The following is a 25,711-nucleotide window of genomic DNA, read 5'->3' as shown; positions in this document are numbered from 1 at the left end:
ATACCAAATCTGTCTAAAGCTTATAATAAAGCCGCCACTGATAAGCGAAAGAGAGGTTTAAAGTTTATATGGATAAACAATCTTATGCAAGATATTTACTTCAATTGATGGATGAAGATATGAATTCCGGGGAAGCAGATATTGATGAAGCACGATTCTATGGTTACTTTCAAATGTTTATGCCAGATGGAAAAGGTGTAGAGGCTACTTTTGAACCTCTTGAAGATGGGCATGTTTATTTAGAGAGGATATTACAAATCTATGAAATGCTAAATCCTGTGGATTATAGTGGGCCTACAGTGTCAGCCTATTTTATTAGTAAAGATAGTAATTTACCCATTGAGATACTAGTAGATTATGGCAGGCAGTTTATTCTAGGCTTAAAGGATTTATTGTTGGGATCTTCTGAGAAGTTCGATACGAAAGATTCTGCCGAGTACCTACATGGAATCGAAGAGGTTAGAATTGTACCTCCTGGATCGATAGATGGAATTCGTCAGCAATATGATCCTGAAATATATGAGACGATTTTTGATATCATCAGCGAACAGATTGAATACGATGAACCGATTGAAGTTTTGGACGAGGCATATTACTCGATTGCTTGTGATTACTGGATTTCATATTATCTTCAGTGGCCCCGTTATAGATTAAATGGTGACCCGTTCGTAGCCTATTTTGAGCTGTACAGACATGGATACTCAGCAGTCTTCTCAGAAAATAAACTGTATATTGGTTTATAATTTTGGAGGTGAATGGAATTGACGGAACGAATACCATGCATGATGGAAGGATGCAGCGCAACTATTCTACCGAGTACAGCAGCCAAAACAAACGGTATTTGCATGCCTTGTCATCAGGAGCAGGAACGAAAAAAACGGGTAGCTTATATTGAGAAAAACCGCAAAACGGTGAATCTCTATGAGGGATTAGCAGATCAAGTGGACATTCTCAAGGTTATGCATGCACCGAGAAAGTATGATCCGCTTATTCAATACGTACCTTTTCCGATAAGAAAGGAGCAAATCTACGTATCTTTATCATACCAAGATGCGCAGCGTATGCTGAAATATGCAATGGAATTACTCGCTGTTAACAATGAAAGTGAAGCACAAGATATTCTATTATCTTTGGTGTGCTACCGAGATGATAATATATCCGTTGCTTTACCTGAGCTTATACAGCGCGGATTGTTTCAGGATCCGATTCTTTTTAAAGATGCACCACAAGACATTCGAAATCAGCTAATAGTGCGGGTGTTATGGGATGAGGACAACCGAAATCATCTTCTCCTTGCACTCGGCTGGATTGGTGATGCTAAGGTCATAAACCAGTACCGCGAATGGCAAATGCATCAACCAAAATGGGCGGAACAGTTATATGTAACGCCTGAAACTTATGCTGTTGATGGAGGATGGGAGCTTACTTCGAATGGGGAAAGGCGTAATCTGGTAAATCCATTATGTTACGCTATTAGGCAAACTGACCAACAAGATGATGATGAAGTTGTACTTAAAGAAGATCCTGCCCATTTTCTTGAGACGAGCCATTCAACATGCCCATGGTGCAATAGGAAGTTAACGAAGTTGATGGTCGCAGCTACCTCTCATCCGGCTTTACAATATCTCGACCTGCAAATTGAGAACCTACAGGTGATAACCTGTGAATTATGTGGGAGCTTTAGCACGATATACATGGAGCTGGACAATGATGGCATGCCTGTCTGGAGCCGCTATAATCAAGAACCTGTTTATCTCTCGGATATGGATGACGTAAACAGCAGTATTGAAACCTCACCTAATTTAGTTCTTTCACAAGAGCCGCAATCACCGTATTATGCTGCAGTTTGGACCATGTCACAATTGAATTCTCAGATTGGCGGTCATCCAAGCTGGGTCCAGGATCCGGAGTATCCGGTTTGTCCTTGTTGTGAACGAAGAATGCGGTTTATAGGGCAGATCGATTATGCTGATTATGACGAATATGCTGAAGGCATCTATTATATGTTTATTTGTCCTAAAGACTATATTACAGCAACGATCTATCAGCAAAGCTGAATGTCATTCATGTTTATAATAGTACTGTGTCAAAGGGGGGAGTACGCTTGAATTGGAAGGAAGTTAGCAAGATAGAGGATCTTTCACTTGTACAGAAGGCAGTAACGGAACTGGATGTGAATGAACGGGACGAGCGAGGGAGAACACCGCTGATGCTTTTTTTGACCAATCGAATGCCAGTTCAAGCGATAGAAATATTAATCGAACATGGAGCAGACCTCGAGGCACAGGATAAACTTGGTGATACGCCACTAAAAAAAGCTGTAAAGTTCAACCAAATTGAAGCCCTGTTAAAGCTCATCGAAGCTGGGGCTAAACTGGACTCCCCATTGGGCATATTAGCTACAGCTTGGAATGAAGCACGTAAAGATAAAAAGATTGCTGACCTTCTGCTCGAAACTAAAGGAGCCGTTCGCCTTTCTCTAACACTTGAAGAGCAAAGGTTTGTTGATGAGGTTTTGTATGAGGAGTCTCAGTGCAAGATGTGCGATAAGATTGAACGAATAAATTCGCCGGAACTATTACATGCGATTGTGAACGAATACAACTGGGATGATGGCCCGGAACCGATGTTGTCTGTTTTTCAAAATCCAGTCACTCTAAAAATTACACTTCTTGACATGTATGAATTGTTAGATGGAGATTATTGGCTGGATAGGGGGAATTCGGGTGATCCGCTGAGCACGGAAGAGGAGAAACGCTTTAAAGAACTTGCGGTTGCCCTCAATGAAAGATTGGAGCGGGCCCACAGCTAAAAAAAAGGAAGAGTCTGCTTTGATGTGCTGCACCTAGAGTTAGAGTGAACAGCACCTTCGATTGTTAGACAGATCAAGGTTCAGTCTTTTAAGTTGATTTATACACCAGAAGAAAAATTACAAGCTGCTCCTCACCATCCATTGATGTGCAGGAATAATATAGTGAAAAAGTGAGCTAGGTGTTATCATCTAGCTCACTTTTTATTATTTATTATCAGTGCACTGGCTCAACTGAAGTAACCAAAATAAGACATGTCTATACAAAATTTGGAGGAATTTTTAAGGTATTGTAGAATATTTTATTAAAATATAAAAAGAAACGGTAGTTTAAACCTTAATACACATTTGATTGAGGCTTTATAGGAGGAATTTGTGTTGCGTCATATACTATTTATTTTCTTATCACTTAGTACAATTGTATCTTTTTATTTTCTGCTAGATTTCCTTACTACAACATCCATTATTAAGTTATTCTTGTTCACTTTAATTGGTGTATTGGGTTTTTTAATTCAAAAAAGAGTATACCATTTTTTTGTTTTAGAATTTAAGTTTATATATAAGGAAAGTGAAATTCAACTACCAAAAGCTTTAAAAATAGTAAGAGACACAGGTATGGACTTAGCTTTCATATTAATTTTAGCTGCGTTTGGTGTTAATCCAATTCTCGATATTATTGAAGCGAAAAAACCATCGTTTTCCATCAATTTCTTCTATATTGAACTAGCAATGACTTCTGTTGTAAGTGTACTCTTGCCCTTGTTTCTTTATTGTTATTATTACATTTGGCAGCATATGCATGATAATTAAAAAGGGGGAGTAGTTAAAAAAATAGTTGATATAAAAACATTTACTGGCTTTTTAAATAATGGGCCTAACCGGACTCTAACCAGCACCCCTACGTTGTCGAATATCACCGAATTGAGACAAGTAAGATTATTTCATTTCAATAAAATAAGCAAAAAAAAAATTCTGCGGACAAAAGAGTAAACAAGTGGTTTGTGTTACTCTTTTTTGTTTATCTGTACACAGGTTTAAAAACTTTACGACAACCATATTAGTAATTGCTAAAACAGGGTATATGTTAGATGTAATACTAGGGGGAGTAAAGATGAAACTTGAATTTTTAAAAGTAGAAAAAATCGTAGAAACAGATAAAGGTAAAGTTATATATATTCCAGCTGGTGGCATCCAGTTTGGATTTAAAAATAAGATCATTTCTCTAAAGGATCCATTACGAATTGGTATGACACATGGGGGCAGCTTCCTCAATGTTGTTCGCTACATCGATTTCGTGGTTTACGATGACCTATCAATATATACGACAGGTGAGATTAAGCGAGAGAGCTTATTTGGGATTGTATCGCATGATGAAGTGCTATTAGCTATTCATAAAGCGTTGGAAAAAAGTTGCAAGGATGTTCCGTCTTTCAGGCAATTGGATTATAATGAAATGTTTAGCCGTGAATTTGAAGATAATTATGAAAAATTGAGTTAAATTCAAGATTTAATTACTCCATAATATGAGCATACTAGGTAATAAAACATTTGCTTAGAGAGGTAAACGGAGTGATTGAATTAGAAAAATATGAGAAGTTAAGATCATACATTGAACAACAGATAATGGAGGAACAAAATAATCTTAATTCGGTTGGATTGGCAGAAAAATTAGCTAAACAAATGCAACTTCATTTTTTATTTCAGATGAAAGATAAAATGAATCAGTTAGATGAAGAAGATTGATGGTTTTTGGAAATTTTGTTAAAAGAGTTATCGAGGAGCACGGAATGTCGGTGCTCCTTTTTCTATACTCAAATTTAGAGTAAATATAGATGGATGAAGTGAAATTATTTGAGTGTTAAAAAGATATATACGTGTATATGTCCTTATAGGGAGCAAACAAGACTATGATGGAGTAGTGCTTTGTAATATTGACAGAGACTTATTCTATTTTCGAAGGATAATGGGTATTTCTATCGAAATTATAAAAGAGTCAAAATTAAGATGTATTGTATATTATTGGTAATGTATTTATTGGTTTACTTTCATGCGTACAAAAATAATAAAATTAGTTGGGAAGGAGTTTATTGCAAAATGTCAATTACTCTAACGGCAGTTTTAGAATCAGAAAAATCTATTTTAAGAAACCTTTACTCTTTGTATCTGCACGACCTTTCAAAGTTCACTTCAATGATTGACCTTGGAGCAGACGGTTCTTTTTATTATGAAAGCCTGGATAAATTCTGGTGCATAGAGGGGCTTTCACCGTACTTTATTAAATTGGATGGTAGTATTATAGGTTTTATATTACTATTGGAACGGCCATTTTTGAAGGAGGAAAATGATTTAGGAATAAATGATTTTTTTATAATTAATAAGTACAAGGGTAAAGGTTTAGCAGCAAAAGCCGTAGTAAAATTATTTGAAGCGAAACAAGGGCAATATTTTGTGATACAAGTTATTGATAATAAACGTGCTGTTTCATTTTGGAGAAAGCTATATCTTGAATTAAATATTGAGTTTAATGAAAGACAAGAATTAATTGATGATGAGCAGTGTTTAATTCAAACATTTAAGATATGATTTCTAATCGTATTACTCAAGATTAACTTACTTGTCTAAACAGTGAATACGCGGAAGGAAAAGTTTAGCGATGTTTCTCCACTTGAATGGGCTATTATTGCCGTTTCTATAATAGAAGGAACAGGGAGCTATATTAATTATGTAAAAGAATCAAAAAAGAGAAAAGGGGGAAAGGGAATGAAAATCCTTAAGATATCGCCTCATATTCATAAAGTTGAAGCTTGGTTATTTATGAAAATAAGTGCATGGATTGTAACGGTCGATGATGGTGTATACATAATTGATACCGGTATGTCCTTTATGGGGAAAAGAATTTTAAATGAAGCAGAAAAGCTGGGTACATTAAAAGGAATTCTGTTAACACATGGCCATTCTGATCATGTGGGGGGATTGAAAAAAATTCTTGAAATAAAAAAAGTGCCCGTATTTGCCCATGAAGCTGATATTCCATACATGGAAGGTAAAGAGCCTTTCCCTGGTAGGAAAAAGGTAGAATTTCTTGTGAAGCCAGGTCTTGTACAGCCGTTAAAAATGACGAATGGAAATTTAGATAATATGGAAGCGTTAATACCTATTCACACACCGGGTCATTCCCCAGGTCATGTGGTGTACTATCATAAAGAGGACCGTGTGTTGATTGGTGGAGATTTATTTACCTCGAAAAATGGTCAACTGCAAAAACCTATGGCTATGTTTACATCTGATATGGAGGAGGCTATCAAAAGTGGCCGACACGTTATTGAAGAAATGAAGCCAGATATTGTAAGCATTTGTCATGGAAATGACGTAAAAGAGCCTCATAAACAAATTGAAAACTATTTGGTGAATTAATCTACAATGTAATCAATCATATATTTATTTCTTCACGCAACTGTGAAAATAAATTGTTTTTAACTGTAATTTAATAAATAAAAAAACCGAAACCCTTATAAATAAAGGCTTTCGGAATTATAGTCCCGATTGTTCTCAAATCGGCTACCCACACCTTGTCAATCCGGATAAATAAACAGAGTTTAATTAAATTCGATTAAGTTGGTTATTGGGACATGCTAAATCAATCCTGTTAAATAAAATCAGAACAAAAAATAATTATAATTATGCGGACAAATAAATTGCAGACAAAAGAGTAATCAGGTGGTCTGTATTACTCTTTTTTGTTTTCCGTTATAACTGTAACCGCAAGCATCATTTACCCAAGATTTGATATTGGGTAAATTTAGAGGGGAAGATTCAGTGCTGAGAATTGCTATCAGGGATAATCGTCACAGCTATTGTACGAGTACGAGCACTACTACTATTATTATTTTTTTGGTAGTACTTATGCATTAGAGCATTTAAATCATGTTGAAAGCTTTCAAATTCTTCTTCATCAATGGTCAATTCTAAAAGTGAGAATGTCGCACGATCCTCTGAATCGCTCTTATTCTCTATTGAAGAAAGGTAACTTTGATATTGGGATAATAAGGATAATTGATAATAGGATATATAACTAAGCTTCTCGTCCATTTTTGTTGTTTTCCAATCGTTTGAATCAAGACGCGCAGCATCTTCATTAAGAGCATAGTATTTTTCCGTGACAGACCTTACCTTTTTTTCTTTAATAACTTTGATAACCCCTGCATCTAGCAAGATTTGAATATGCCGATAAAGAGTAGCCTGCGGAACATCTTGTATGATTTTTACCATTTCTAGAGGCGTTAGACCACTTTCATTGTGGCGCATAAGTGCTTGGCTAATTTTAATTCTTACCGGATGCATTAAAATTTCTGCTTTATTCACCGCATTATCTCCTTTTTTAAATAGTATTGTACCTTATTTAGATGCAAAGTACATTATTTATAATGATAATATTATCACAAAAATAAAAAGATTATTATCTTTATTAAAAAAACAAGTGCAATTCAAAAAAACGTATGTTATATTATCGTTATCGGTAATGATAATAAATGATGGGAGTGTTATAAATGAAACTTCACTATGGGTTAAATGATTTCAAGGATATTGATTGGTTAGCTGTATTACAGATTGCCGCGCCGTTTATCGTTGTTGGTCTCATTCTTATTCTTATTGCTTTGTTTGATTTGTATAGACATCGAAATGAGAGGTCAAATGTACTTTTATGGACAATAGTAATTCTATTTTTTAATACAATTGGTCCAATTCTGTATTTCACAATTGGAAGAAAAGGAGAAAAGCCTAATGAAGTTAGAAATTAAAAATGTTACAAAAAAATTTAAATCTAAGACAGCTGTCAATAATTTCTCTATGGTAGTTGAACATGGGCAATGTGTTGGGCTTATTGGACCAAATGGTGCTGGAAAATCTACATTAATAAAAATCATTTCAGACATTTTATATGCGGATAAAGGGGAAGTTCTTCTAGATGGGAAGAAAATTTCAAATATGAAAAGAGAGATTGGTTATCTCCCACAATACCCTGATTTCTTTCATTGGATGACTGCCAAAGAAACACTCTTTTTTATGGGCCAGCTATCAGGAATATCAAAAGAAAAGCTTATTGATGAAGTACCAGCCATTTTAACAAAAGTGGGACTAATTAATGAACAGAATGAAAAGGTGCAGACTTTTTCTGGAGGAATGAAGCAGAGATTAGGTATTGCTCAAACTCTTTTGCACAAGCCATCTTTTATCGTCATGGATGAACCGGTATCAGCGCTAGACCCAATAGGTAGGAGAGAAGTGTTAAATTTAATCCAAGAAATTAAACATGACACAACTATCCTATTATCTACTCATATTTTAGGCGATGCAGAAGAAATATGTGAACGATTTGTCATTATGAAACAAGGAAAAAAAATTGAAGATACAACAATTAATAAATTAATAACTAATAATCAAGAATCAGTAGTACATCTTGAAATTGCATCGAGTGATTTGAAATGGGTTGAATTAATTGAAAAGCTTCCATATGTAAAAAATGTTGAATTAATTGGAAAAAGAGCAAAAGTTAGACTAGATAATGTTCAGTTAAATAAAAATAGGCTACTCAGAGATGCCCTCGAAAGCAATATAGATATAGTTAAATTTGAAGTTGGAAGCAGTGATACGTTAGAAGAAATATTTTTAAAAATGGTGGTGAGTGTATGACTCCTTTATATATTTTAACTAAAAAGGAATATGTACAGATGTTCCGTGAGTTTAAAATTATTTGGTTACCTCTTGTTTTTATGTTTTTAGGAGCAACACAACCTGTTGTCACATATTACTTACCATCAATTTTAGCAGCACTTGGTGGAAATCAGGGGATTACAATTGATCCAAGTATGACACAACAGGATGGAGCACAAGTAATAGCTGCAACACTTGGGTCACAATTCGACCAGTTAGGTATTATGATTATTGTAATTTCGATGATGGGTATTATTCAGTCAGATAAAGCGAATGGTATGCTGGATTTTATTTTAACAAGACCCGTAAAAGTAGGGGCTTACATTGGTGGGAAACTACTATCTAACTTTTCATTTATTGCTATTAGTGTAATGTTGGGATATTTTGTATCTTACGTATATGTAAATTTCTTATTTAATAATATTCCATTTCTTGAAATGATTCTAGCAATTGTATTCTACTTAATATGGGTATTATTTATTCTTTGTTTTACTTTTATGATTAGTACGATATTTAATGGTCAGGGCGTTATAGCTTTAATCAGTATCGTGTGCTTGCTTATTTTTAAGATTTTTAGTGGTTTACATCCTATAATTGACTTATTAAATCCTGCAGGAATGAGTCAGCATGCAATGATGGTATTAATAACTGGTTCAATCGATTCGCATTTATACGGAAATATGTTTATTACACTTGTCTGGATCACTTTAACTGTAACTTTTTCGCATTATTGGATTTCTGAAAAGAAATATCATAAAAATTAATAAGTATGGACGGAGGGGGAAAGATGTTAAAAATAACTAATTTAAAAAAAGGTTATGGTAGTAAACAAATTTTAAACGGAGTAGAATTACACGTTAAAAAAGGTGAGATATTAGGGTTTGTGGGTTCAAATGGTGCAGGTAAAACTACAACTTTAAATAGTATTACTGGCATTTTAGAACCTGACGAAGGAACTATCACTATTAACGGTATTATCAAATCAGGATCAACTAAATATAAAAAGCAATTCTTTTTTATCCCAGATACTATCCATGTTTTTAAAAATATCTCTGGCTTTGATTGGATACGGTTTGTGATGAAACTATATGATAATGATCAAACTGAGCGAATGAAGCACTTTATTACGCAGTTTGATATGGAAGAGGCAATGTATAAACCAATGGGTACCTATTCTTATGGTATGTTACATAAAATGATGCTCATTGTTGGATTTACAATAAACCCGCCAATCATTATTATGGATGAGCCACTAAATGGTTTAGATCCTAAGTCCGTTCTAACATTTAAAAAAGCGATTAAGTTATATATTGAAGAAGGGGGTACAGTATTTTTTTCTACCCACCTACTAGATATAGCTGAAAAAATTTGTAACACGGTTGCGATTTTAAAAGATGGTAAAATCATTCTCCATGAAGAAATTGATAAGGTAGTTGGAGAAAATACATTAGAAACCATTTTTATGGAGAAACAAAATGTTTAATAATGGATTTCAATTAACAAAGTTTTTTATTTCATCTTTTTATTCAAAGCCTAAACAACCAATGCTAAAAGTGGTATTAATAATAGCCTTCTTCTATTTATTTTTGCAACTAATGACTATAAATATTGCCATTTTTTATTTGGGAGATACTAAAGAATTTATTTTTTACAATTACCTAATTTCAAATCTGTTAGTATATTTACTTGTAATTTATTTTTCCATTTCATTAGTTTTTCATTACTATGAATACGGTATTTTAACTCACTTACCAATTGCGCCGAGAAAAATTATTATATCAAAAATTTTGAGTATTATTTTTGTACTGACAGTAGTATCTGCAGTTATACAAATTCCATCGATATTGTTATTAGGTTTTAAGACTAAATTTACGGAATTAATAAAGTTAGTCCTATTAGTTCCAATATCAAACATATTAACAATACTACTTATATTATTTATCCTATCGCTGATAAATAGTTTTAGACATTATTTTGTTAATAAGACGGCGTACTTGGTGGTGAATATTACCATAACCTTTTTAATTACAGCAATGGTTTGTTATTCTGTTCTACACTATGTAGGGAAACATCTAACTTTCAATAATTTAAAATTAGATTTTACAACATTAATTACTTTAAAGAATTCATTAAGCAATGTGATTAATCAAATATATGAACTCGTACTGAAAACACCATTTATTGGTAATGTATTGACTACTTTTACTTCAGGAGACTTTTCGTACCTTTTTGTAATCGATTTACTTGGGATGATCGGGTTAAGCGCGCTATTATTCATTCTCATTGTGAAAATCAATTCCATTCATTACTTTAAAAATGGCACAATTGAAGTAAACCAATCAAGCAGTAAAAAAACTAAAGTCTACCATGTGGAAAGTGTATGGGCTAACTATTTTCAAAGAGAATTATGGGTAATTAATACTGAAGCGTATTTCAAAATGCAACTCGTACTTGGAACTGTTTTAAGTCCAATCCTTACCTTGATTTTGCTATTTAGTTTTCAAGCGGGGTGGATATCAGAGATTATTAATATTACAAAACCTGGCTATTTTGAAATTTACTTTGCTTATGCTGTTTTAATAATGAGCTGTATTAATAACACAAGTGGAACGCCATTTTCAAGGGAAGGTAAATACTATTATCTAATCAACAGTCTGCCATTAAATAAAAAGAAAATCTATTTCTCTAAAGTTTTCTTGGCATCTATTCCAAGTGGCATTGCTGTTATAGTAAGCTTTATAATATTTATGTTGTTTGGTTATATGAATATGGGTGCATTCTTAATGATGATTATAATTCTAATGCTTGTTTACTGTTATAATCTACTTACTCCAGTTTTTGATATGTTAAATCCAAGCACAGAATGGGAAAACCCATCAGTAGCTGTAAAATCGAATCCAAATGTATTAGTTAGTTTGCTCTTTGGATTACCCATATTAGTTGTCGTGATATTAACGCATTTTATCTTATTATGGGCAGGTTTTTCGATAGGTGTGTCAACGATAACAATCTTTCTCATAACAGTTCTCATAACTTTTTGTGTATACACATGGTTTACTAAATTGTATTTCAGCATAAAATGACAATCGTTAAGCTAATAAAAAATTAAATAATAAAAAAGTCAGTTTATCATTTTTTAATGATAAACTGGCTTTTTTTATTATTTTTAGAATAACAAATGAGGAATATTAAATAAATAAACTGTAAATATATTATTTTATATGTTTTTTTATGATTATTTAAGTACAATAATTTACATTATATGTAAATATTACATAATGAATTAACGAGAAAAATTCCTTTTTTTAGAAATAATAAATAAAAATGTAATTGACGTATAATTTTACCTGTGTTAAATTGTTATCATTAATGATAATGAATTAAAGGGGGTGATTTTATGATTGAAAGTTATATAAATGATGGTCAATTATTTAGATCGTGTATTCGATTCTTCGATATGGATTCGATTGAAGTTAGCTTAGAAGAAGGCTTGTTGAGTGAAGAAGAAAAAGAAACATTACAAAAGAAAAAAACAGAAAAATCTTTAATTCGTTCAAAAAAGAGTCTAATATGTACAAAATTAACGATTAAGGATTTTTGTTTATTAGATACACATGAATTACAAGACATTACCATGGTGAAAGGTGTATTTGGACAACCTCTTTTATCTAGTAATCGATCATTCATAAGTAACTTAGGGGTTTCATTATCTTATACAAATAATACAATCGGTATATTATTATTTGACCTACGACATCCTATGGGGTTGGATATTGAATTAAAGACTGTGGAGGATGCTCCTTTTTTAAGAGATTTCTTTACGGAGGATGAATTGAAACTAATTCAAATGAACAAAGATATTTTGACAAAAGAAATGTTTTTTAGTGCTAAAGAAAGTTTATCGAAAATACTAAAAACAGGACTCACATCTCCACTTTGTATCTATGAGATTTCTAATTTCAAAGTAACAGATACTAGCATTTTCTTGTATTTTAAAAACTTCACTCAGTATCATACTGAAGTAACTAATAATGAATATGAGTTTAGAAGTATTACGTTTCCTATTAATTCAAAAAAGCTAAAGGAGTGTATTAAATGACTACAAATACAATGCAGCAAGTTAAATCGAAGGAATATAAAAATTCAAAGAAACTATTAATTGTTACTTTTTTACTATGTACAATCGCAGGTTTTGAAACAACCTTATTATTATACTCAGCTGATTTAAAAAATATGGAAGTTATGAATAATTTATCACTCTCACAACTAGGCTTAACGAACTTTATCATTCAAACATCTTTAATGGGCTTGGTAGGGTTATTGGTAACATTTTTAATACAAATTATTCTTACAGGACTTTTGTTTGTATTATTTAAAAAACGACCTGTCCCAATTCATGGAATATGGCGTGCTGTTTTAAACATGGGTGCTTGGTTAGTAATTGGTTCTGGTGTTAATGCAATTATTGCTATTTTAGTTAATACACCTGAAACAACTTTTACGAGTTTAGCAATTTTTATAGAAAACAAGCAATCTCTTGTTCATACCTTGTTGGCTGAACTAGAACTATTTTATATTATTAGTTTATTTACTTTTTCAATATCTTTGAAAAAATATTCGAATATTGGTCATAAAAAATCTATTTTAATCACAGTTATTATTGCGTTATTTTCACTTATTTTCCATATAATCACTGTTTCTTCGGGGACTTATTTAAAATAAATGGGGGAGGATAAAATTGATATGAATTCTTTAGGTAATTTATTTGAACAATCTTTTTTAAAATATAAAGATAGAGTAGCTGTTCGAAGTGGATTAAAAGTTTTTACATATCAAGATATGCATGATATTTCGAACAATATCGCTTCATATTTAACGCAATATGGTGTAAAAAAGGGGCAACATGTCGGTATCTATACTGAAAAATCCGAGTTTACTTTATTTTATATTTTAGCTTTGATTAAAATGGGGGTTCCTTATGTACCTATCGACCCCAATAGTCCCAAAGAAAGAACAACTCACATTATTCTTAAATCGAATATAGTTCTATTGTTGGGGGATAAAAGTAGTGATGATGAGGTTGTGACATCATTACCATGCATGTATTTAAACATATTCGATGTGATGGAAAATTCAAAGGAAACAAAACCTGAGATTCTAGAAAATGTTCAATCAGATGATCCAGCATATATTATTTTTACTTCCGGTTCTACAGGGGAACCAAAAGGTGTATGTGTGACACATGGCAATGTAATTAGTTTATTTGATGGCTGCCATGACTTATTTGAGTTCTCACATCAAGATAAATGGACATTTTTCCATTCTCACGCATTTGACTTTTCAGTGTGGGAAATCTGGGGAGCTTGGTTATATGGAGGACAAGTCACTGTTGTAAAATTTGAAGAAAGTCGGAATCCTCTGGCCTTAGTGGAATTAATGGTACAGACTAAGACGACCGTCTTTAATTGTACGCCAAGTGCATTTTTTGAAGTGAAAGAAGAACTCATAAAACGCCAAAATGAACTTCAATTGCGCTATATTATTTTTGGCGGAGAAGCACTAAACTTTAGAAAATTACAATCATGGTTTGAAGAGGTTGATGAAGATCTTCCAAAACTAATAAATATGTATGGTATTACTGAAACAACAATTCACGTAACTTTTAAAGAAATCAGTTATAAAGATGTTGAAACAGGTATAACGAACATTGGTCAAGTGCTTCCTCATCTAGACAGTATGGTGATCAAAGAGAATGGTTCCTCTGCTAAAGTAGGGGAGGAAGGTGAACTGTACATTAGTGGGAAAGGCCTATCACTAGGCTATTACAAGAATAATGTAATGAACGATCAGAGGTTTATTCATATTTCAGGGGTGAGATATTATAAAACAGGAGACATTGTAAAAGTTCTTCCAAATAGAGAATTTCAATATATTTCTCGTAATGACCATCAAGTTCAAGTACGTGGATTTAGAATAGAATTAGGAGAGATTGAAAGTGCTTTTAATGAAGTAGATACAATAAAAAATGTTGTGGCAGTTGCAGATAAAATATTTAATGATGATATTCATATCATTCTGTACTATGTTGAAAAAGAAAAAACAGAAGTAGATAGATTAAAAAAGGCAGTAATTGATAAATTACCTAGTTACATGATGCCAAGTTACTTTGTATCTGTTGAAGCAATACCTATGACAGAGAATGGGAAATTAGATAAAAGTAGATTACCAAGTATACAGAACCTAAAGCCACAAAAAAATGTAAATGTTCCATTAATTGTGACATCATTACAAGACATAATTGAAGAAGTATTAGGTAATGGCTTGATAAATGATGAGGAATCGCTTCTTGAGAATGGAATGAACTCATTATCGATAATGAGATTGATTTTGCGTATTAGCCAGCAATTTCAAGTTGAACTATCTCCAGCAACTATTCTAATGAACGATTCAATTTGCCGTTTGTCTAAAGTAATCCAAGGTTTAGAAGCTCCTAAAAAAAATAATGTTTCTACTTTAGAACCGATTAAATTACATCAGCAAAATATTTCACCTTTATCATTTGAGCAAGAAAACTTATGGTTTATTGATCAAACATGTAGTGATAAATCACTATATAATTTAATTTTTTCATACGAGATTATAGGTAATCTTCAATTAGATAAACTTGAAGTTGCTTTCAATCAATTAGCTAAGCAACAAAAAGTTTTGAATTCTATTATTCAAGAAAAAGATGGGAAGGGTTATTTAACATATCATGACGCCATTTACCATTCTATCCATTACACTGATCTTACAAAGTTGGGTGCTTTAGAACAACAAAAGGAAATGGAACATTTAATTGAAAAAGAATGTAATCGTGTATTTAATCTTGAAAAAGATGCACTTCTCAAAATCCATTTACAAAAATTGACTGAAAATAAATATCTTTTAATTGGAAATATTCATCATATTATTTTTGATGGATGGTCCCTGCCACTATTAATAAATGCCTGGTTCTCTTTATATGAAACATTGATTTCCGACAAAAATAAAGAAACTGATATTCAGGTTGTGCAATATAGTGATTATGCTATTTGGCAAAGAAAGTCTGAGTATTTTATTGAGAAAAAGGATCTTTTATTTTGGCAAAATGAAATAGAAACCGAGTTTAAACCACTTCTACAATATGATTATCCAAAAGTTAATGACCTTCCATTGGACTCTCAAGTAATTCATATTACGCTAACAGATGAGCTTTTTGAAAAAATAAAACAATTTAATAAACAAACAAATTCAACATTATTTATTAGTTTATTAAGCGCTTTTCAGACGTTTTTGTCAGTATATTACGATGAAGAAAAAATTGTAATTGGTAGTCCAGTAGCAAAAAGGAATCATCCAAATATCGAAAAAACAATAGGCTATTTTGTGAATACACTGCCTTTTAAAGCGGCTGTAGAAAAAAACGAATCCTTTATATCCTTCGTGAATAGAAATATTAAAGCAGTTTCAGACGTATTAGCTCATCAACATGTCCCTACAGAACAAATCTTAAAACAAGTAAAACTGGATCGTATAATGGATTCTGCCATATTCTTTGATTCAGTTTTTGTACTTCAAAACAATGATCAGGTTCATACAAATTATAATTCGATTAAATTAAAACCAAAAAGAGTTAATACCTCTAAGGCAAAATTTGATTTAGTTGTCCAGGCAGAAGTGTGGGATGGAAAATTGGCGATAGCATTTGAGTATAATAAATCCCTCTTTAAAGAAGAAAAGATGCAACGAATGGCACATAACTTTATATACTGGTTAAATCAAATCTTTAGTGAAAGCACGCAAAAACTACTTGACCTAGATTATATTGAACCTAGTCAACAAGAAGAATTACTAAAGATTAGCACTCATCAAGGGGATGAGGAATTTAATAAAGTTTTTGAAGATGTTATAACGAAATTTAAAAAATCTGTTAAAAAGATGCCAACTAAAATTGCCGCTGTGCATAATGAAAACAAAATTACTTATAGCGAATTGGATAGTAAATCTAATCAGATTGCCCAATTTTTAAGGGAGAAAGGTGTCCGTTCTCAGCAAAAAATAGGTGTGTTTATGGATCGTTCTATTGAAATGATTGCATCTGTACTAAGTATTATGAAGCTCGGAGCTGTTTATGTACCTATTGACCCTACTCAACCAACATCACGTTTAGAATATATGGTCGAAGATGCATCGCTCTCATTTTGTTTGATTGATACGGCTTCATTGTCGAAGTACCCTGCCAAGCAAGATAACCTTATAATAGTCAATGATATTGTGCAAAAGAATAGTTTTATTTCTGTACAATTTGAATGTGAAAAGATTACAGAAAATCAATTGGCTTATATTATTTATACCTCTGGAACTACAGGAAATCCTAAAGGGGTCATGATTGAACACGCAAGTTTATCTAATTTATGTGATTGGCATATTGACTACTATCAAGTGAAAGATAGTGATGCAGCATTGCTTGTATCAAGTATCTCATTTGATGCATCAGTGTGGGAGCTATTCCCTTACATTACAAATGGTAATAAGATAGTCGTCGTTGATTACTTTACTTTGTTAGACGTTGACTTACTTGCAGAGAAGTTGGAAGAAGAACAGGTGACAATGGCATTCTTTTCAACTGGGCTTTTGGAACAATTATTTATTAATGAAATGATGTTCCCATCATCGATTAGAGCTATCTTAACAGGTGGAGATCAGTTAAAGAAACTGCCAGAAAAACTATCATTTGATTTATTTAATAATTATGGTCCGACAGAAGGAACAGTTGTATCAACAGTTTATAAGATTGAAAACATAGAAGAACGAATTATTCCCATTGGAATGCCCATTACGAATGTAGAAGCTTTAGTTCTTAATTCTAATTATAAGCTTGTGCCGAAGGGGCAAATAGGTGAACTATTTATTGGTGGAAAAGGCCTAGCACGTGGATATATAGGGCAAACTCACAAAAACTCAGAAAACTTTATTCCTCATCCATTTGATGCGGAGCGGAAATTATATAAAACGGGAGATTTGGTGAAATATAACGAAAACAATGAACTTATCTTCTCTGGTAGACAAGATGACCAAGTGAAGATTAGAGGATATAGAGTAGAGTTAGGAGAAATCAATGCTGTATTAAAACAATACGACGGTATTAAGGATTGTGTAATAGCAGTAAATGATGAATCAAATGAGCGGAAATTTATCACTGCTTATTATTTATCTGATCAAGCAATTAAACAATCAGATTTAGAGGAATTTTTAGAGAGTCGTCTCCCAGCGTATATGATTCCATCCTACTTTATTCACATGGATTATTTTCCACTTACTCAAAATGGAAAAATTGAGCTGAAAAAAATGCCTAATCCAATGAACCATATCCAAAAGGAAACTCAAACAGTTGAGACAAATGACATTGAGCAAACGCTCCTTATGATTTGGAAGAGTGTTTTGAAGAACGAGAATATCACCATACTTGATAATTATTTTGAATGTGGTGGGGATTCAATTTTAAGTATACAAATTTGTTCCAAGGCAAAAACATATGGTCTTTTCATTACATCTAGAGACATCTTTGAAAAACAAACAATTCAAAGAATTTCGAAAGTAGCAAAAGTGACGAAGGAAACTCATCATACACAAGCAGAAGTTACTGGAGAAATGCCTTTAACTCCTATTCAGAAATGGTTCTTCCAACAAGATATAGAACAATATCATCACTGGAACCAATCTATTGTGATGACAGGATATCCATTGTTGAATAAGCAGCGTTTAGAGCAATTGGTGAATCGACTAGTTGAACATCATGATGCTTTAAGAACAATCTATGATATGGAACATAGAAGGGCAATTATTCAACCAACGAAACAAGTAAGAAAACTTTGGGATGCTAAATATATCGATTTGTCTCATGAGAATGTAGATAAGCAACAGGTGGAGATTGATCGACTTGAGCTAGAGGCGCAGCAATCACTCAATATATACAATGGTCCTCTTTCTCAAATTCTTTGTATCAAAATAAATGAACATGTTCATAAAATCATTTGGATTATACATCATTTAAACGTAGATGGTGTCTCTTGGAGAATCTTAATTGAAGACTTTGAAAAGTTATATAGTCAAAGTATCAAAGATAGCCCATTGCGCTTGGGCAATAAAACATCATCCTTTAAAACATGGGCAGAAAAATTAGCAACTTACCAAAATTGTATCGATAAAGATATTCAAAACTTTTGGCTAGATGTTTGTAGTAAATCTTATAAGGACAAATTAAAGAAATCTAATAACAGTAATAAATATGATGAATCCGCATTTGAAATTACTCTTACTAGTGAGATTACTCAAAACATAACTAAAGAATTAACTAGAAGACAGATAACAACAGATGAATTATATATCTCCATCTTCACAAAAATAATAGGTGAGTTTTTTGGGAAAAAGGATATTCACTTTAATCTTGAAGGTCACGGCCGAGAAGAATTGTTTAGTGATGTGGATTTGTCCAGAACAATTGGTTGGTTTACATCTATGTATCCAATATATTTAAGAAATGAATCTTCTTTAGAAAATACTATTAGTTTCACTAAAAAACAAACTAAAGACATTCCTAACAAAGGACTAGAATATGGGCTATTAAAGGATTTAGAAGGCATGGAGGCATTGAGGGGAAATATACCAGTCATTAGCTTTAATAATCTGGGGAAATACTATTCTTCCAATGATGAGCAATCTGAGATTACCTTCTTTAGTCAAAATGATATACCGCAAAACATTTATACAGATCATGAGATAAATATAGAATTGATAACAGTAAACAATAAACAAAAAATCACTGTTCACTTTAATACCCAATTTACAGGTAAGGAGTTTGAATCATATTTTACAAAGCGACTCTATCAATTATTTGATGAGATTGTATACGTAACAAATGGTGAAGCAGAAGGTCTTGGCACAATCGTAGATACCTATGAATTAACAGAAGTACAAAAAGGAATGTTATATCATAGTTTAGTTGATGAAGATAGTGATCAATATAAAGTGCAACTTACTTTTAATATTCAGGGAGATTTAGATGTTGATAAGATGAAACAAGCTATTTTAAAAACCGTTGAAAAACATGAAATATTAAGAACTTTCTTTATTTCTGATAAAAATGGTTTATTTCATCAAAATATTATGCGATATATTCTTACGCCAATTAACGTTGAAGACCTAAAGGAAGTTAATTCCCAAGAACAACTAAAACGCTTGAAAGCCTATGAATATCAACAAATCAATATAGAAAATAATGAGCTTAATCGTTTCCTCATTGTGAAAAGTAAAGAAGCCTATAAACTAATTTGGACATTCCATCATATTCTGATGGATGGATGGAGTTATTCAACGGTCATTCAAGATATTTCCTTATATTATGATGGTCAAAATGCATTAACTGAAGCACCAACTCCGTTTAAATCTTATGTCGAATATATGAAACATTATATAAAACAGCCTAAGATCAAAGCGTTTTGGAATGATTATTTAAAAAATGCACAACTCATTTCGACACCATTTTTCAGCAATTCAAGTGAAACATATAGTGAAACAATCTTTACTATGACGTTGGAAGAGAGTCGAAAGCAAGACATAAACCAAATTTGTATAGAACATAAATTGACGCTCAATACATTCTTCTTAACTATTTGGTTAATGACATTAAAAAAAGTGAAACAGTCGGATTATGTAAGTTGCGGGATCGTGACATCTGGTAGAGGAGTGTCAATACCAAAAATCGAGAAGATGGTAGGGCCTTTTATCAATACAGTCCCATTTGTCTATTCTTTGGAGGATGAATCACCTCACGAAAGCATGAAAAAAATTCAACAATCGACTTTTGAACTAATGGAGTATAGTAATTCACCATTATCAGTTATTCAAGAAGTAACGGGGATCGCCCATCCACTTTTTGATTCTCTATATGCATTTGAAAACTATCCAATGTCTTTACCTAGTATGGATCATTTGCAAGTAACACTACAAGAAAGCAAAGAAATTTCCCATTATCCAATTGTAGTAACTGTAATACCTGGAAGTTCAATAGAGATTAAATTTAACGATGCATTAGTAGATGAAGAATTAAGGAAATCTATTATTTCAGTTTATGAAAACACGATGGAAACAGTTTTAGCAGGGATTTATGAAAAAACGATAAATGAGGGATAAAAATGAGAACAACGACAGTAATCGACAGTGAATTATTGGAATATTTAAGAAATATTTTAGGGAAAGAAGATATCAATATTAATCATAATTTTTTTGAATCAGGTGGAAATTCTTTGTTAGCAATGCAATTTATTCAAATGATAAAGAATAATATGGGGATTAAACTACCTGTAAAAGTAATTTTCGAAAAGCCAACAATACACGAGTTATCAATATTAATTAGTCAATTAAAGTTAATGAATCAAAGTAGCTGATTGGAGTGATTAGAAAATGACAGGTGCTATTAGTATGACAGAGGAGAAGCTATTACAGTTTCCAGTCTTAAAGAGTTTTGACTTAATGACAAAGGATGAATTAGACAAGTTAATTAGTTTTATTCACCAAGAATTTTCTGTTCCACTATCAATCGAAACTATTTATGCGCAAAAAGATTTGGTCGGTTTAGCCGATTTCTTAGATTTATTGAAAAGTTTGAATAATGACAATAATGTTAAACCAATTAAGACAAACAAAAGTACAGAAGTACTATCGCATAATCAAGATCGAATGTATTTAGCGCATCGTCTAGGAAATCAGCAACTATATAATATGCCATTTAAATTTAATGTAAAAGGTAAAGTTGATCAGGAAGTATTAAAAAATGCTTTGACCGGAATGGTACAGAAGCATTCTATTTTGAGAACCGTCTTTGTTGAAGAACCATATGTTCATCAAGTGGTTAAAGATGTTTTTGAAGTACCTTTTATATATGAAGATTTACGTTATTTAAATAGGTATGAAGCGGAGCAGTACATTGAAAATCGTTTACAGCATGAAGTTGATAGGCATTTTTCATTAGTCAATGGTCCATTATTTAATGTTGCATTATACCAAATTGAAGAGTGTGTATTTGTTTTAATTTGTAATTTTCATCATATTATCTTTGATGGCGTATCTTTTGATTTGTTCTTTAAAGAACTCTTAAAAAGTTATGAATGTGACCAACTTGATATACCAACTGATGATTCTGCTTTCCCTATGCAATATGTTGATTTTGCGTATTGGCAAAAAGAGCTAATGGAAACCAACGATACTTATCAAGAAAGTTTTTGGAAAGGTTTTTTAAATCAGGAAGAAGAGATTTTAGCTCTTCCTCTTGATTTTCGGAGAACGAATTACCCAACATTTGCAGGCAGCAGGTTAGAGACAATTTTACCTAAATCATTACAAAAATTAATAAACAAAGCATTAAAAAATAGTAAAACTACTTTATTTATTTATATGATGACAGCGTATCAAGTATTTTTAACTCGTTACACAGGAAAAAGTGATGTTGTTATTGGAAGTACAGCAGCAAATAGAACAGAGGAGGCTTTTGCAAATACAATTGGTTGTTTTGTAAATACACTTCCCTATAAATTATCAGTTAGTGAAGAGGACTCTTTTGCAAATATTCTAATAAAGAATCGTAAGACTATATTAGATGTATTAGACAACCAATATTATCCGTTTGATAAAATTGTTGAAATGATTAACCCGAATCGGGAGCTAAGCTCTTCCCCGTTATTCCAAACTGTATTGGCTATGGAAGATCATTTTAATGATAAGTATATGAATTCTTTCTTTACGCTGGAAAGCGAGAAGGTAGATATACCGTTTTCTAATTATGAGCTAACTTTAAAAGTAAAGAAAACTGAGGACAATCTTATTTTAGAGTTTGAATATTCGAACGAGCTATTTAAAGAAAAGACAATTGAACGATTAATGCATAGTTTTACAGAGTGGTTATTCCAAATATGTTTATATCCGAATAATGCTATCAACGAGCTTGACTATTTAGATAACTATCAAAAAGATCAAGTTTTAAATAGTTTTCACGGAGAAAAGATGCATATTCCATCAGATGAATCAATAATTTCTTTGTTCCAAAAGATGGTGAAAAAATACGGAAATAATATTGCTGTTCGTGATGAGGAGAAAACTATCACATATTTGGAATTGGAGAAAAGAAGTGATTTAATAGCCTATGCTATTCGTGGTCGTGGTCTTAAATCAGATAGTGTGGATAAAGTTGGGTTGCATATAGATCGATCCATCGACATGGTGGCTAGTATGTTGGGTATTATGAAAGCCGGCTGTGCGTATGTTCCACTTGATCCATTACTCCCACGGGAACGACTATCTTATATTATAGAAAAATCAGCATTATCGATGTGTATTACTACGTCAAAATATTTAAGTGCAGTGGAATCAGATTTTGCCCATACAATCAATCTAGATCAACTTGATAACCATTATACTGCTATAACACTTGAAAAAATTAAACCAACTCAAACAGCGTACGTTATTTATACGTCGGGGACAACTGGAAAACCAAAAGGAGTTATGTTAAATCACCAAGGAATTGTAAATTTAGTTTTGAGTCAGCGATTATATTTACAGATAAATGATACATCGAAAGTATTGCAATTTGCTACTTTTAACTTTGATGCATCAGTATATGAAATATTCGGAAGCCTTTTAAATGGGGCAGAGTTGCACATTGGAAATAATAAACAAGAAATGTTCGACATGTTTACCCTTGAAAGACAAATACGTGAACAAGAAATTACACATATTGTGCTTCCACCTGCTGTTTTACAGGAATTAGATTTGTCATCCTCAAACATCAAATTTGTTGGTTCAGCAGGTTCGGAATGCTCGGCTGAACTTGTAGAAAAATATCGTAATATTTATTTCTATAATGCTTATGGACCTACGGAGTATTCAGTATGGACAACATTTAAAATGTTCCCTCCTACTCTACAGTATGAAAAAGAAAAACAGCAACCAGTGCCAATTGGAAGACCAATACTAAATACGAATATCTATGTATTAAATGATCACTTAAAGCCATTACCGATTGGTGGAATAGGGGAGCTTTACATAGGAGGATTGGGTATTGCAACTGGTTATTGCAATATGGAAGAGCTGACGGCTGAAAAATTTGTGGCCAATCCATTTCTAGAAGGTGAAATGCTATACAAAAGTGGTGACCTTGTAAAATTTACGGACGATGGAGATTTGTTGTTTTTAGGGCGCCAAGATCAACAAGTTAAAATTAGAGGCTTTAGAATTGAGTTAAGTGAAGTAGCGCAGCATATTGAAAGCTGTCAGTATATGACAGGTGTACATTTGAAAATTCATGAAGTAACACCATTAGTAAAGAAATTAGTAGCTTATTTTACAGCTGAAAAACCAATGGATATACGTTTACTCAATCAAACATTAAGAGAAAAGTTGCCAAGTTATATGATACCTTCTTATTTAATGCAGGTTGATGAATTTCCTTTAAATGCAAATGGGAAAATTGATACCTCAAAGCTGCCTTTACCAACTGTAGGGGATGATAAGAACATAGAGAAGCCCAGAACAGAAAATGAAAAAATCCTTCTTACTGTTTTTCAAAAGGTAATTGGGACAACTAAAATTGGCATCACGGATAATTTTTTTGAATTGGGTGGTGACTCTATTCAAAGTATACAAATATGTTCTCTTGCAAGAAATATGGGGTTACTTATTACGCCAAGAACTATATTTGAACACCAAACAATTGCAGAATTAGCCTCTCATGCAAACACTGAAAATGTTGTTAGGGTAGGACCTGTTGAAACGAGAGGCGAAGTGGCTATTACGCCAATTCAAAGTTGGTTTTTTGAAAATCATCATACACATCTTCATCATTGGAACCAATCGATTGTGTTTTATAAAGAAAAATGTGGCGACATAGAGACCATTAGAAATATAGTAGCCAAGCTCGTTCAGCATCACTCCGGATTAATGACGCTCTTTAAAAAACATTCATTAACATATGTAGGTAATATTGACTCTCAAAATGTAACATGGTCTGTCACGTATAAAGAACTCGATAATCTTGAAGAGTCAGTACGACAACGTGAAATTGATAGACTTGAAGAACAAGCTCAAACGACTTTAAATATTTTAGATGGTCCAATTATGAAGTTAGTCATTATAAAAGAAAAAACAAATCTATATCGTTTTTTCTGGGTGATTCATCATTTATTAATAGATACGGTATCCTGGCATATTCTTTTAGAAGATTTTCACACACTTTTTGATCATATGACTGAAAATCACACCATCGCTTTACCAACACAAACCTCAAGTTATAAAGACTGGTCTATTTTCTTGAATAATTATAGTAAAAAAATTGAAAAAGACATTATTTATTACTGGAAAAATGCAATTGAAAGTAAGGGAAATGAAGCGCTTTTAAAAACCCATTTAACAGAAGATAGTGAGACGTTAGTAGAGAAATCGTTCTCCAAAGAATTGACGAACCAATTTTTAAGGATATTAATGGATGATTCTAAATCTACTGTTGAAGAAATACTATTGGCCCTTATTAAACAAAGTGTAAATGAAGTATTCAATATTGATCGTTTATGGATTAATGTCGAAGGTCACGGTAGAGAAATCGTAAATGAATTTATTGATGTAACAAGAACAGTTGGTTGGTTTACGAGCATATATCCACTATTTATTTGTTCAAGTACTAAATTTAACGAAACGTTGTTAAATAGTAAAAGAGCTATTCGTGAAGTGCCAAATAAAGGGTTTGACTACGGCATATTGCGATATATGAGCGATGAAAAAATAACTACACCAGATGTCTTCATGACCTTTAATTATTTAGGTAAAATCGACAATATTGCCCTTTCTTCTAACAGTCAAGATTTCGTTGAAGTAGAGCAAGAACCAAAAATTCATTTCCTCACATTTATTCATAATGAACAATTGACTGTTCGTATTGTTTCTAAATTACCAAAAGATAAAAGTTTCCAATTACTTCATTCTATAAATGACATCATCGAGTATGTCATAAATAGCAAGTCTTTAGGTCCACTCTATATTGAAAGTGATTTTCCAGATGCAGAAATCACAGAAGATGATTTAATGCTAATTATTAATGCAAGTTATGAGAATGGAGAGAGATAA

At 32.4% G+C, this 25,711-nt stretch carries 19 protein-coding genes; 18 read left to right on the top strand and 1 reads right to left on the bottom strand.

Translation table 11 applies throughout. From position 1 onward, the window contains the following. Positions 1–68 precede the first annotated feature (68 nt). The 8 genes from H9632_RS08295 to H9632_RS08260 all read left to right on the top strand — a co-directional run bounded on the left by H9632_RS08295 (position 69) and on the right by H9632_RS08260 (position 6,223). The gene (locus tag H9632_RS08295; protein WP_191703643.1) at positions 69–743 is read left to right on the top strand and encodes a hypothetical protein; all 675 of its coding nucleotides are present in this window, start codon (positions 69–71) and stop codon (positions 741–743) included. Positions 744–761: 18 nt separating this feature from the next. Further along, complete coding sequence (locus H9632_RS08290; protein WP_225223741.1) at positions 762–2,057, top strand: DUF1963 domain-containing protein; 1,296 nt, start codon at positions 762–764, stop codon at positions 2,055–2,057. A 47-nt stretch (positions 2,058–2,104) separates the two neighbouring features. Further along, positions 2,105–2,812: a DUF4274 domain-containing protein gene (locus H9632_RS08285; RefSeq protein ID WP_191703642.1), complete on the top strand. Its 708-nt coding sequence runs from the start codon at positions 2,105–2,107 to the stop codon at positions 2,810–2,812. 375 nt (positions 2,813–3,187) lie between these two features. Then, complete coding sequence (locus tag H9632_RS08280; protein WP_191703641.1) at positions 3,188–3,619, top strand: hypothetical protein; 432 nt, start codon at positions 3,188–3,190, stop codon at positions 3,617–3,619. Positions 3,620–3,920: 301 nt separating this feature from the next. Then, positions 3,921–4,307 carry a molecular chaperone gene (locus H9632_RS08275; protein ID WP_191703640.1) on the top strand — a complete coding sequence of 129 codons (387 nt, stop codon included), beginning with the start codon at positions 3,921–3,923 and terminating at the stop codon, positions 4,305–4,307. Positions 4,308–4,378: 71 nt separating this feature from the next. Then, complete coding sequence (locus H9632_RS08270) at positions 4,379–4,552, top strand: hypothetical protein (RefSeq protein ID WP_191703639.1); 174 nt, start codon at positions 4,379–4,381, stop codon at positions 4,550–4,552. A gap of 351 nt (positions 4,553–4,903) precedes the next feature. Then, positions 4,904–5,392, top strand: coding sequence for a GNAT family N-acetyltransferase (locus tag H9632_RS08265; protein WP_191703638.1), 489 nt, complete (start codon positions 4,904–4,906; stop codon positions 5,390–5,392). 177 nt (positions 5,393–5,569) lie between these two features. Further along, the gene (locus tag H9632_RS08260; protein WP_191703637.1) at positions 5,570–6,223 is read left to right on the top strand and encodes an MBL fold metallo-hydrolase; all 654 of its coding nucleotides are present in this window, start codon (positions 5,570–5,572) and stop codon (positions 6,221–6,223) included. Positions 6,224–6,622: 399 nt separating this feature from the next. Here H9632_RS08260 and H9632_RS08255 read toward each other — a convergent pair whose 3' ends face one another. After that, positions 6,623–7,171 carry a helix-turn-helix domain-containing protein gene (locus H9632_RS08255; protein ID WP_318247686.1) on the bottom strand — a complete coding sequence of 183 codons (549 nt, stop codon included), beginning with the start codon at positions 7,169–7,171 and terminating at the stop codon, positions 6,623–6,625. 185 nt (positions 7,172–7,356) lie between these two features. Here H9632_RS08255 and H9632_RS08250 point away from each other — a divergent pair, with 185 nt between their 5' ends. From H9632_RS08250 to H9632_RS08205, 10 genes are all read left to right on the top strand, one after another. Continuing rightward, positions 7,357–7,608 (top strand): PLD nuclease N-terminal domain-containing protein, encoded by a 252-nt coding sequence (locus H9632_RS08250; protein ID WP_191703636.1) that lies wholly within the window; start codon positions 7,357–7,359, stop codon positions 7,606–7,608. Further along, positions 7,592–8,500: an ABC transporter ATP-binding protein gene (locus H9632_RS08245; protein ID WP_191703635.1), complete on the top strand. Its 909-nt coding sequence runs from the start codon at positions 7,592–7,594 to the stop codon at positions 8,498–8,500. Before H9632_RS08250 ends, H9632_RS08245 begins: the two co-directional genes overlap by 17 nt. After that, positions 8,497–9,285: an ABC transporter permease gene (locus tag H9632_RS08240; RefSeq protein ID WP_191703634.1), complete on the top strand. Its 789-nt coding sequence runs from the start codon at positions 8,497–8,499 to the stop codon at positions 9,283–9,285. Before H9632_RS08245 ends, H9632_RS08240 begins: the two co-directional genes overlap by 4 nt. 23 nt (positions 9,286–9,308) lie before the next feature. Then, positions 9,309–10,004, top strand: coding sequence for an ABC transporter ATP-binding protein (locus H9632_RS08235; RefSeq protein ID WP_191703633.1), 696 nt, complete (start codon positions 9,309–9,311; stop codon positions 10,002–10,004). Next, the gene (locus H9632_RS08230) at positions 9,997–11,604 is read left to right on the top strand and encodes a hypothetical protein (RefSeq protein WP_191703632.1); all 1,608 of its coding nucleotides are present in this window, start codon (positions 9,997–9,999) and stop codon (positions 11,602–11,604) included. Before H9632_RS08235 ends, H9632_RS08230 begins: the two co-directional genes overlap by 8 nt. A gap of 314 nt (positions 11,605–11,918) precedes the next feature. Further along, positions 11,919–12,620, top strand: a complete 702-nt coding sequence (locus H9632_RS08225; RefSeq protein WP_191703631.1) for a 4'-phosphopantetheinyl transferase family protein — start codon at positions 11,919–11,921, stop codon at positions 12,618–12,620. Continuing rightward, positions 12,617–13,243 carry a hypothetical protein gene (locus H9632_RS08220; protein ID WP_191703630.1) on the top strand — a complete coding sequence of 209 codons (627 nt, stop codon included), beginning with the start codon at positions 12,617–12,619 and terminating at the stop codon, positions 13,241–13,243. Before H9632_RS08225 ends, H9632_RS08220 begins: the two co-directional genes overlap by 4 nt. A 21-nt stretch (positions 13,244–13,264) precedes the next feature. Next, positions 13,265–20,734, top strand: a complete 7,470-nt coding sequence (locus H9632_RS08215) for a non-ribosomal peptide synthetase (protein ID WP_191703629.1) — start codon at positions 13,265–13,267, stop codon at positions 20,732–20,734. A 2-nt stretch (positions 20,735–20,736) separates the two neighbouring features. Further along, entirely contained in the window at positions 20,737–20,988 is a 252-nt protein-coding gene (locus H9632_RS08210) for a phosphopantetheine-binding protein (RefSeq protein ID WP_191703628.1), read from the top strand. Positions 20,989–21,004: 16 nt separating this feature from the next. Beyond that, on the top strand, positions 21,005–25,711 hold the full coding sequence (locus H9632_RS08205) for a non-ribosomal peptide synthetase (protein WP_191703627.1): 4,707 nt from the start codon (positions 21,005–21,007) through the stop codon (positions 25,709–25,711).

Source organism: Solibacillus merdavium (genome assembly GCF_014836935.1).
Taxonomy (GTDB): Bacteria; Bacillota; Bacilli; order Bacillales_A; family Planococcaceae; genus Solibacillus; species Solibacillus ferritrahens.
The sequence above is the reverse complement of the archived record's forward strand: the minus strand, read 5'-3'. Positions and strand labels throughout refer to the sequence as shown.

Excerpts from the sequence above, each read along its gene's own strand:
- H9632_RS08260 (WP_191703637.1), top strand. The coding sequence starts at position 5,570 with ATGAAAATCCTTAAGATATCGCCTCATATTCATAAAGTTGAAGCTTGG.
- H9632_RS08230 (WP_191703632.1), top strand. The coding sequence starts at position 9,997 with ATGTTTAATAATGGATTTCAATTAACAAAGTTTTTTATTTCATCTTTT.
- H9632_RS08250 (WP_191703636.1), top strand. The coding sequence starts at position 7,357 with ATGAAACTTCACTATGGGTTAAATGATTTCAAGGATATTGATTGGTTA.
- H9632_RS08245 (WP_191703635.1), top strand. The coding sequence starts at position 7,592 with ATGAAGTTAGAAATTAAAAATGTTACAAAAAAATTTAAATCTAAGACA.
- H9632_RS08210 (WP_191703628.1), top strand. The coding sequence starts at position 20,737 with ATGAGAACAACGACAGTAATCGACAGTGAATTATTGGAATATTTAAGA.
- H9632_RS08275 (WP_191703640.1), top strand. The coding sequence starts at position 3,921 with ATGAAACTTGAATTTTTAAAAGTAGAAAAAATCGTAGAAACAGATAAA.
- H9632_RS08265 (WP_191703638.1), top strand. The coding sequence starts at position 4,904 with ATGTCAATTACTCTAACGGCAGTTTTAGAATCAGAAAAATCTATTTTA.
- H9632_RS08220 (WP_191703630.1), top strand. The coding sequence starts at position 12,617 with ATGACTACAAATACAATGCAGCAAGTTAAATCGAAGGAATATAAAAAT.
- H9632_RS08240 (WP_191703634.1), top strand. The coding sequence starts at position 8,497 with ATGACTCCTTTATATATTTTAACTAAAAAGGAATATGTACAGATGTTC.
- H9632_RS08225 (WP_191703631.1), top strand. The coding sequence starts at position 11,919 with ATGATTGAAAGTTATATAAATGATGGTCAATTATTTAGATCGTGTATT.
- H9632_RS08235 (WP_191703633.1), top strand. The coding sequence starts at position 9,309 with ATGTTAAAAATAACTAATTTAAAAAAAGGTTATGGTAGTAAACAAATT.
- H9632_RS08205 (WP_191703627.1), top strand. The coding sequence starts at position 21,005 with ATGACAGGTGCTATTAGTATGACAGAGGAGAAGCTATTACAGTTTCCA.
- H9632_RS08215 (WP_191703629.1), top strand. The coding sequence starts at position 13,265 with ATGAATTCTTTAGGTAATTTATTTGAACAATCTTTTTTAAAATATAAA.
- H9632_RS08295 (WP_191703643.1), top strand. The coding sequence starts at position 69 with ATGGATAAACAATCTTATGCAAGATATTTACTTCAATTGATGGATGAA.